Source organism: candidate division KSB1 bacterium (assembly GCA_024655945.1).
In the GTDB taxonomy this organism is placed as follows: Bacteria; Zhuqueibacterota; Zhuqueibacteria; order JANLFK01; family Oleimicrobiaceae; genus Oleimicrobium.
On sequence record JANLFK010000014.1, the window covers coordinates 96838 to 105454 of the forward strand.

9 protein-coding genes are annotated in these 8617 nt (G+C 60.5%); all 9 read left to right on the forward strand.

Going from position 1 to position 8617, the window contains the following annotated elements; genetic code table 11:
* Positions 1 to 360: 360 nt before the first annotated feature.
* Positions 361 to 966 carry a hypothetical protein gene (locus NUW13_14460; GenBank protein ID MCR4440221.1) on the forward strand — a complete coding sequence of 202 codons (606 nt, stop codon included), beginning with the start codon at positions 361 to 363 and terminating at the stop codon, positions 964 to 966.
* Positions 959 to 1456 (forward strand): DUF2764 domain-containing protein, encoded by a 498-nt coding sequence (locus NUW13_14465; protein MCR4440222.1) that lies wholly within the window; start codon positions 959 to 961, stop codon positions 1454 to 1456. Before NUW13_14460 ends, NUW13_14465 begins: the two co-directional genes overlap by 8 nt.
* Positions 1453 to 3195: a V-type ATP synthase subunit A gene (locus NUW13_14470; GenBank protein MCR4440223.1), complete on the forward strand. Its 1743-nt coding sequence runs from the start codon at positions 1453 to 1455 to the stop codon at positions 3193 to 3195. Before NUW13_14465 ends, NUW13_14470 begins: the two co-directional genes overlap by 4 nt.
* Positions 3179 to 4546, forward strand: coding sequence for a V-type ATP synthase subunit B (locus tag NUW13_14475; protein MCR4440224.1), 1368 nt, complete (start codon positions 3179 to 3181; stop codon positions 4544 to 4546). Before NUW13_14470 ends, NUW13_14475 begins: the two co-directional genes overlap by 17 nt.
* A gap of 12 nt (positions 4547 to 4558) precedes the next feature.
* Positions 4559 to 5161 carry a V-type ATP synthase subunit D gene (locus NUW13_14480; GenBank protein MCR4440225.1) on the forward strand — a complete coding sequence of 201 codons (603 nt, stop codon included), beginning with the start codon at positions 4559 to 4561 and terminating at the stop codon, positions 5159 to 5161.
* Complete coding sequence (locus NUW13_14485) at positions 5158 to 6933, forward strand: hypothetical protein (GenBank protein ID MCR4440226.1); 1776 nt, start codon at positions 5158 to 5160, stop codon at positions 6931 to 6933. Before NUW13_14480 ends, NUW13_14485 begins: the two co-directional genes overlap by 4 nt.
* Positions 6934 to 6973: 40 nt before the next feature.
* The gene (locus NUW13_14490; GenBank protein MCR4440227.1) at positions 6974 to 7414 is read left to right on the forward strand and encodes a V-type ATP synthase subunit K; all 441 of its coding nucleotides are present in this window, start codon (positions 6974 to 6976) and stop codon (positions 7412 to 7414) included.
* A 297-nt stretch (positions 7415 to 7711) separates the two neighbouring features.
* Entirely contained in the window at positions 7712 to 8065 is a 354-nt protein-coding gene (locus NUW13_14495) for a hypothetical protein (GenBank protein ID MCR4440228.1), read from the forward strand.
* A 69-nt stretch (positions 8066 to 8134) separates the two neighbouring features.
* On the forward strand, positions 8135 to 8617 hold a 483-nt coding region (locus NUW13_14500), incomplete at its 3' end, for a transposase (GenBank protein ID MCR4440229.1).

An 8617-nucleotide genomic window follows, 5' to 3' on the forward strand; every position in this document is an offset into this window, starting at 1 on the left:
TGCCCTCGCGGCAGAAGAGGCTCCGGGCGGAAGGACAATGAGGCCGAGCTGCGCTGCCGTTCTCCGCAAGGAGCCGGCACCACGGCCCGCATTGGTTAGGAATCGCCGGCCATGCCCCAGCCGGGCCGGAAGGTTGAGACACAATGCTCGGGAAGGGTGCATGACCAGTTCCAAGGGCGTGAAATTCTGGCTTCCTGTGCCGACCAGGTGCGCATCATGTTGGGGATGCATCATATGGGACAGACAGTTGCGAGGAAGACGCTTTTGGAAAAAACCCTTTGCAGTTTAGCTCGAAACAGGATATATTTCTAGCCTTGAAGGGGCGCATTGCTGGCGTGTGCGAAGCGGAGGAGATGGGTGATGGAAGTAAAGCTTGAAAGCCTGATTGAGAAGATCAAGCAGGAGGGCATCGAGGAGGCGCGGCAAACTTCACAGGAGATCATTGCCAAGGCGGAGGCGGAGGCAGCTGCCAAGCTGCAAAAGGCAGAACAGGAGGCGGCGCGCATCGTGGAGGAGGGAAAGGTGCAGGCGGCGCGCTTCCAGGAGAACGCCGAGCGAGCCTTACAGCAAACAGCGCGCGACACCATCCTCAGCCTCAAGGAGCGCATCAACGAGCTCTTCGACCGGGTCTTCAAGCGGGCTGTGGCGCAAACGCTGTCGCCGGAGTTCCTCAGCCAGCTCATTGCACATCTGCTGACCAACTGGGCGCGCGATGGTGCAGTAGAGGTGGTGGTCAGCGCCGAGGACAAGGAGAAACTGGAGGCGCTCCTGTTTGCCGGCCTGCGCCAGCAGCTGCGTGACGGCCTGGTGCTTCGGGTGGGCGATTCGGTGGGAAAAGGCTTCCGCATCGGCCTGCGGGGCGAGGACGTCTACTACGACTTCTCCGACGAGAGCATCGCGGAGGTCCTCAAATCGTTCCTCAACCCGACCCTGCAGGCGCTGCTGAACGGCCAGGACAATGGATAAGCACTACTACCTCGTTTCGCAGCTGCCCACCCTGTACTTCGACAGGGAAGCCTACTTGACGGTGGAGACCTTCCTCCAGGAAGCGGCAAAGTGGCTGTCCGCCAGCGAGTATGCCACCCTGGCAGCCGTCGACATCAACGACGTCACCATCCCCAAGCATTGCCCTGGCGTGCTTGCCGCCTACAAAGACTTTGAACGACGCCTGTGCGCGGATCTTGCCGCCTGGCGGCAGGCGCAGAGGAGCGGCCAGGATTATAAGCCCGCCACCTTCGCCCCCAGCCTTGTCAGGGAGGGCAACCCATTGGAGGTGGAGAAGCGTTTGCTTCGGCTGCGGTGGGACTTTGTCGAGCAGCACGAGAGCGACCACCACTTCGATTTCGAATTCCTGATTTTGTACATGCTCAAGCTGCAGATTCTGCGGCGGCTGTTCACCTTCAACAAGGAAAAGGGGATGCAACTGTTCAGGCAACTTTGTGAGGTCCAGCCATGAGCACGGCGGTAGGCAAGATCATCGGCGTGAGCGGCAACATGGTGGCTATTGCCGTCGATGGCAATGTGATGCAGAATGAGGTGGGCCACATCGTGCACGGCGAGGAGCGCCTGGTCTCCGAAGTGGTGCGCATCAACCGCGACGTAGCCTACGTGCAGCTCTTTGAGAGCACCAAAGGATTGAAGGTCGGCGACCGCGCCGAATTCGCCGGGCACCTCCTTTCTGCTGAGTTGGGACCGGGCCTCTTGGGCCAAATCTACGACGGCCTGCAGAACCCACTGCCGCAACTTGCGGCAGAGTTCGGCTTCTTCTTGCCCAGAGGGGTAAAGCGACCGGGCCTGGACCTGGAAAAGAAGTGGTCCTTCACCCCGACGGTGAAGAGGGGCGAGGTAGTGCGGGCGGGAATGCCGCTCGGCCACGTGCCCGAGGGGATCTTTCGCCACTACATCATGGTTCCGTTCGACTTCCGAGGGGACTACACGGTGGAGGAGATTGCCGACCCTGGCGACTATGCGGTCACCGAGACGGTTGCCACGTTGCGCGCCGCCACCGGAAAGATGGTCCCGCTGACCATGTCGTTCCACTGGCCCGTCAAGATCCCGATCCGGGCCTACCGGGAGCGTCTCGTTCCCAAGGAGACTTTTATTACTCGGGCGCGGATCATCGACAGCTTCTTTCCGGTGGCCAAGGGAGGCACCTTCTGCGTGCCCGGCCCCTTCGGGGCGGGTAAGACGGTATTGCAGCAGCTCATCAGCCGCTACGCGGATGCGGACATCGTCATTGTTGCCGCCTGCGGTGAGCGCGCCGGCGAGGTGGTGGAGACGCTGCGGGAGTTCCCACACATCGAGGACCCGCGCACCGGGCGTTCGCTCATGGAGCGGACGATTATCATCGTCAACACTAGCGCCATGCCGGTGGCCGCCCGGGAGGCATCCGTGTACACCGCCGCCACGCTCGGCGAGTACTATCGCCAGATGGGGCTGAACGTGTTGCTCCTGGCGGATTCCACCTCCAGATGGGCGCAGGCCATGCGCGAGATCTCCGGACGTCTGGAGGAGATTCCAGGTGAGGAGGCCTTTCCTGCTTACTTGGAGTCGCGCATCGCCGAGTTCTATGAGAGGGCGGGTTTGGTGGTGTTGCCCAATGGCGAGATGGGCAGCCTGACCATCGGCGGCACGGTGAGTCCGGCAGGCGGCAACTTCGAGGAGCCGGTCACCCAGGCCACCCTGAAAGTGGTAGGTGCCTTCTTGGGGCTGAGCCGCGATCGCGCCAACGCGCGACGTTTCCCATCCATCGACCCGCTGGACAGCTGGAGCAAGTACGATAGCTTCATCCCTGCGGACCAGCTGCGCGATGGCAAACAGATTCTGGCCACTGGCAACGAGGTGCGCCAGATGATGATGGTGGTCGGCGAGGAGGCCACCTCCATCGACGACTTTGTCATCTACCTAAAGTCGGAATTCCTGGATGCGGTCTACTTGCAGCAAAACGGCTTTGACCCCATTGATGCCGCAACCTCCAAGGAGCGGCAGCAATATGTCTTCGCCAAGGTGCACAAGGTGCTGACGGCGGATTTTGCCTTCGGCACCAAGGACGAGGCGCGGGAGTACTTCTATCGGCTGCGTCAGCATTTCATTGACTGGAACTACATGCCCATGGATTCGCCGGAATTCAGCACCCAGGAGCAGGCCATCGATCGACTGCTGGAGGAGCGCACCGCCCATGCGAAGAGTCTATAGCAGGATCCTGCAAGTAGTCGGCAACGTCATCACCGTGCGTGCCAGCGACGTTGCCTACGAGGAGCTGGCCGAAATCACCACGCAGCGCGGCAAATCCCTTGCTCAGGTCATCAAGTTGGACGGTGATCTGGTCTCGCTGCAGGTGTTCGCAGGAAGCCGAGGCATCTCGGTCAACGACGAGGTGCGCTTCCTCGGTCACCCCATGCTGGTGACCTTCTCGGAAAATATGCTGGGCCGCGTCTTCGACGGCGCGGGCATGCCGCGTGACAAGGGGCCACAACTGAGCGAGCACCTCATTCCAGTTGCTGGGCGGCCGGTCAACCCCTACAAGCGCATCATTCCCCGACGCATGATCCGCACCAACATCCCGATGATCGACGTGTTCAACTCCTTGGTGGTCTCCCAGAAGCTGCCGATCTTCTCGGTCTCCGGGGAGCCCTATAACGAGCTGCTGGCCAGGATTGCTTTGCAGGCCGAGGTGGACATGATTATCCTCGGCGGCATCGGCTTGAAGTACGACCAGTACATGTACTTCAAGACGGTGCTCGAGGAAGGTGGTGCCCTGTACCGCTCGATCTTTTTCATCAATACCGCAGCTGACCCCATCGTGGAAAGCCTCATGGTGCCTGACCTCTGCTTAGCGGTCGCCGAGAAGTTTGCCCTGCAGGGGAAAGACGTGCTGGTGCTCCTGACCGACATGACTAACTTTGCCGACGCGCTCAAGGAGATCTCCATCACCATGGAGCACGTGCCCTCCAACCGCGGCTATCCTGGCGACCTCTACACGCAGCTTGCCCAGCGCTATGAGAAGGCCGTGGACTTTGAGGACGCCGGTTCCATTACCATCCTGGCCGTCACCACCATGCCCGGCAACGACGTGACTCACCCGGTGCCTGATAACACCGGCTACATCACCGAGGGCCAGTTCTACCTGCACGGTGGGCGCATCGACCCCTTCGGCTCGCTCAGTCGCCTCAAGCAGCTGGTGAACAAGAACACGCGCAAGGATCACCGCGCCATCATGGACGGCATGATCCAGCTCTATGCGCAATACAAGGAGACCGAAGAGAAACGCGCCATGGGTTTCCGCATGAGCACCTGGGACAACAAGCTGCTCAAATACGGCAAGCTCTTCGAAAGTAGAATGATGGACCTCTCGGTGAACATCCCCTTGGAAAGGGCATTGGACTTGGGATGGGAGATTCTGGCGGAGTGCTTCCGGCCTGAGGAGACCGGGCTGCGCACAGAGCTGATCAAGGAGTTTTGGCCGGGCATAGCGGAGCGGAAGGCGGCAGAGGCAGTGCCCGAAGAGGTGGGCGAGGCCGTAGCCGCAGAAGCAGCCAGGCAATAGCAGGACCGGGCGATGGCAAAGGTCAGGCTGACAAGGATCGAGCTGAAGAGGCAAAAGGACAACCTGCGGCGCTTCCTCCGCTACCTGCCGACATTGGAGCTCAAGAAGCAGCAATTGCTGCAGGAAATCCGCGCGTTGCAGCGCACCCGCGAGTCCTTGCTGGCGGACATCGAGCGGGTGAACAGCGAGGTCAGCCAGTGGGCAGACGTGTTTGCCGAGGAGGTGGGGCTGCCGTCCTTGGTAAAGGTGGCCGAGGTCGTCACCGATACCGGCAACATCGCGGGCATCGACATCCCTTTGTTTGGCGCCGTCCGCTTCGCGGAGGTGCCCTACGACCTTTTCACCACGCCGCTGTGGGTCGACCAGGGGATTGCGGTCTGCAAGGAGCAGATCGAGCGGCACATCCGGTTGCGCATCATCGACCGCCAGCTGGCGATCCTGCAAGAGGAGTTGCGGGTGACCATCCAGCGCATCAAGCTGTTTGAGGAGATCAAGATCCCGGAGGCGCAGGAGAACATTCGGGTGATCCAGATATTCTTGGGCGACCAGATGACCGCCGAGGTGGTGCGGGGCAAGATCGCCAAGGCAAAGCTCGAAAAGCGGCGCGAAGAATGATTGTCAAGATGAAAAAGCTCACCCTGCTCGTGCGGGCGGTGGACAGAAGCGATGCGGTGGCGCGGTTGCGCCAGCTGGGAGTGGTGCACGTGCACCCGGTTGCCGCGCCGCAATCGGAGGACGTGGCGCGGCTGGAGGGTGAACTGACCGAAGTGGAGCGGGCCCTGAGCATAGTTGGCCCTGAGAGCCCCGAGCCGCCCGTAGAGGCGCAGGAGCCCGGGCAACTGATTGCGCACATCCTGGAGCGTGCCCGCCAACGGGAGCAACTGACCCGCGAGCTGGAGGAGCTGCGCGAACAACGTCGGTGGTTCGAGCGCTGGGGACGGGTGTCGCTCAGCGCGGTCAAGGACTTGGAGCGTGCGGGGGTGGTCCTGCGCTTCTACGTGGGGGAACGGCAGGCGGTACAGGCCTTGCCGCCGGAGAAGTCGATCCAGGTGGTCCGCCAAGAGCAGCGCATGCTGTACTTCGTCTACTTTGCTACCTCTGCTGATGACCGCCTGGACTTCAGAGAAGACCCCATGCCTGCCGTGGAAGTGGATGCTCTGGAAGCGCAAATGGCAGAGGTGGAAAGCGCCATCGGCGCTCTCGAACAGGAGCTGGCAGGGTTGGCGCGCCATCGCAGGGCGCTTGCCCGCCACCACGAGCACCTGGCCAAGCGCCTTGAGTTCAGTCGCGTGCTCGCCGGCATGGGCCAGGCCGAAGAGATCGCCTTCCTGCAGGGGTATTGCCCTGCCGATGAGGTGAAGCGCGTGACGGCCGCCGCCGACCGCGAGGGGTGGGCCTACACCGTCGAAGACCCCGACAACCCTGAAGAGGTGCCAACGCTCATTCGCAACCCCCGCTGGCTGCGGATCGTGGAGCCGGTGTTCAAATTTCTGGGGACCGTGCCTGGCTACCAGGAGCACGACATCAGCTTCTGGTTTCTACTTTTCTTCAGCGTGTTCTTCGCCATCCTCATTGGCGACGCCGGCTACGGCCTCATTTTCCTTGGGGCGACCTGGCTGGCGCGCCGCAAGCTGAGCAGCGCGCCACGCGAGCCATTCCTGCTCATGTACGTGTTGAGCTTTGCCACGATCATCTGGGGGGCCATGTCGGGCAACTGGTTTGGCGTGGCGCAAATCGGGCAGCTGCCTTTCTTGCGCCGGTTTATCGTTGAGCCGGTGAATGCCTTTGCCCTCGACAATCAAAATTTCCTGATGTACCTCTGTTTCGTCATCGGGGCGTTGCACCTGACGGTGGCCCATGCCATGAACGCCTTCCGGCTGATCAACTCGCTGCGGGCGTTGGCGCAACTGGGGTGGATTGCCATCGTCTGGGGGCTGTTCTTCACAGCTGGGCGCCTGGTCTTGGGCAAGAGCGGGCCATCATCGACGGTCATCTTGGCGCTCGTCGGCGGCGGCACGGCGCTGGTGCTCCTGTTCGCCAACGCGCAGTGCAAGTTCCTCAAGGGCGTGCTGCAGTCATTGGCGGAAACGCCGCTGAGCGTCATCAGCTCCTTCTCTGATGTGGTCTCGTACCTGCGGCTTTTCGCAGTCGGTTTTGCTTCGGTCACGGTAGAGTCCAGTTTCAACGACATGGCCATGGGCTTGGGCTTCAGCTCGGTGCTGCGCGGACTGATTGCGGCCTTTATCCTCTTCTTTGGTCATGCGCTGAACATCGTGCTCGGCTTCATGGCGGTGATTGTGCACGGTGTGCGGTTGAACATGTTAGAGTTCTCCGGCCACCTGGGTATGCAGTGGTCCGGGCGACCTTACCAGCCCTTTCGGGAGTGACGGCAGCAAAGCTCTTTTGTGAGTCGAAAGGAGGCAGAGTATGGTGCAGGGATTTGGTGACATGAGCATTTCGTTGGCCTTGGCGGCGGTGGGCTCGGCACTGGGTACCGGGGCGGCGGGGATGTCGGCGGTGGGAGCCTGGAAGCGGGCTTTTGCCCAAAACAAGGCGGCGCCGTTCATCATGGTCGCCTTTGTGGGTGCCCCCCTGTCGCAGACCATCTACGGCATGATCCTGCGCAATGCCATCCGCAGCGCCAATCTGCCGGCGGAATCCTACCTGTACCAGATCCTCCTGGGCGCCTTTGCTGGCTTTGCCATGGGCATGTCCGCCTACATGCAGGGCAAGGCGGGGGCAAAGGCAGCCGACGCCTTGGGCGAAACCGGCAAGGGCTTTGGCCAGTACATCATGGTGCTGGGCATCATCGAGACGGTCGCCCTGTTCATCATGGTCTTCACGCTGGCGGCCATTCCCAGGCTGTGAGCGCGCCTGCCAGCGCAACCAGGCAGGTTCAAGCGCGAGGCCTTCCGAGTGGGCGAGCAGAACAGGCTTGCCACCGTTCGGCAGTTAAGCCTGGCGATGGCTACCGTGGCGCGCATCAGCGCCCTTGTCTTGGTCTGTGTCGCCGCCCCCTTGGCGCCCTGGGGCTCTACTTGGATCGGCTGTTTGGTACTGCACCCTGGCTGTTGATCGTAGGGATGCTCCTCGGGGTCGTGCTCTGCGTGGTGAGTGTTGCTCGTCTTGCTCGTCGGCAATAGTTGAGCGCTGAGTATCCGCCGCATGAAAAAGCGAACCAAGATCCTGATGATTCTCTTAGCGGCCGTGGCCTTGCTCGTCGCCGGCAACCTCTACCTGCGCTTCCGCTTGCCGCCGGTGATGATCCGGGCAGAGGCCACACCAGGGTTGTGCATCGGTCCACTGCAGGTAACCAACACGCTCCTCACGGCGCTGCTGGTGGATGTCATCCTGGTGGCGCTCGCCTTAGCTGCCACGCGACGCATACGCCTGGTCCCCTCCGGCTTGCAGAATTTCGTGGAGTGGGTCATCGAGACCTTATACCGACTCACCGAATCGGTGGCCGGAACCAAGTGGACGAGTAGCGTTCTTTTTATTCAGGCTTTTCTAAGGGGATAAAGAACAGGGTTCACCTACCTTGTGTTAGACTTTTAGTCTGGGTAGAAAGCACAAGGAGGGGAGCCCAAGATGAAGATAGCACAGAGGATCTTAGAGTGCAACGACCCCAAAGAGGTAGCAGAGCTAGTAGATTCCCAGGCAAAAGCTAATCTAAGGGAATGGAAAAGGAAACTACTTGAGGAAGCCTTGGAAGGTTTAGTAGATAAACATCATGGTCAAAAATGGCTAAGAATAAGAGAAAGAAAGCCTACTCCCTGGATATGCCTAAGGTGTGGTCCCCGAGAAAGTAACCAGGTTAAGCGCAATGGACATTATCGGCGCCATCTAGTGGTACCCGAGGGTAGTATCCGCCTTAGAGTACCTCAGCTTGAGTGTCTGAGTTGTGGTAAGGAAGTAGCCTTAAACGCCCTCTTTCTGCCGAAAAGAAAGAGATACTGGATAGAGCTTGATAGGAAAATAACCGAGCTTTATCTCTCCGGGGCTAGCTATCGCCAAGTTAAGGCAATACTGGATCGGGAAATGGAATCGGACTGTGGTCTGATGAACTTATGG

What these genes read in the sequence shown, in the direction of transcription:
- NUW13_14460 (MCR4440221.1), top strand. Translation starts at nt 361, where the DNA reads ATGGAAGTAAAGCTTGAAAGCCTGATTGAGAAGATCAAGCAGGAGGGC.
- NUW13_14465 (MCR4440222.1), top strand. Translation starts at nt 959, where the DNA reads ATGGATAAGCACTACTACCTCGTTTCGCAGCTGCCCACCCTGTACTTC.
- NUW13_14470 (MCR4440223.1), top strand. Translation starts at nt 1,453, where the DNA reads ATGAGCACGGCGGTAGGCAAGATCATCGGCGTGAGCGGCAACATGGTG.
- NUW13_14475 (MCR4440224.1), top strand. Translation starts at nt 3,179, where the DNA reads ATGCGAAGAGTCTATAGCAGGATCCTGCAAGTAGTCGGCAACGTCATC.
- NUW13_14480 (MCR4440225.1), top strand. Translation starts at nt 4,559, where the DNA reads ATGGCAAAGGTCAGGCTGACAAGGATCGAGCTGAAGAGGCAAAAGGAC.
- NUW13_14485 (MCR4440226.1), top strand. Translation starts at nt 5,158, where the DNA reads ATGATTGTCAAGATGAAAAAGCTCACCCTGCTCGTGCGGGCGGTGGAC.
- NUW13_14490 (MCR4440227.1), top strand. Translation starts at nt 6,974, where the DNA reads ATGGTGCAGGGATTTGGTGACATGAGCATTTCGTTGGCCTTGGCGGCG.
- NUW13_14495 (MCR4440228.1), top strand. Translation starts at nt 7,712, where the DNA reads ATGAAAAAGCGAACCAAGATCCTGATGATTCTCTTAGCGGCCGTGGCC.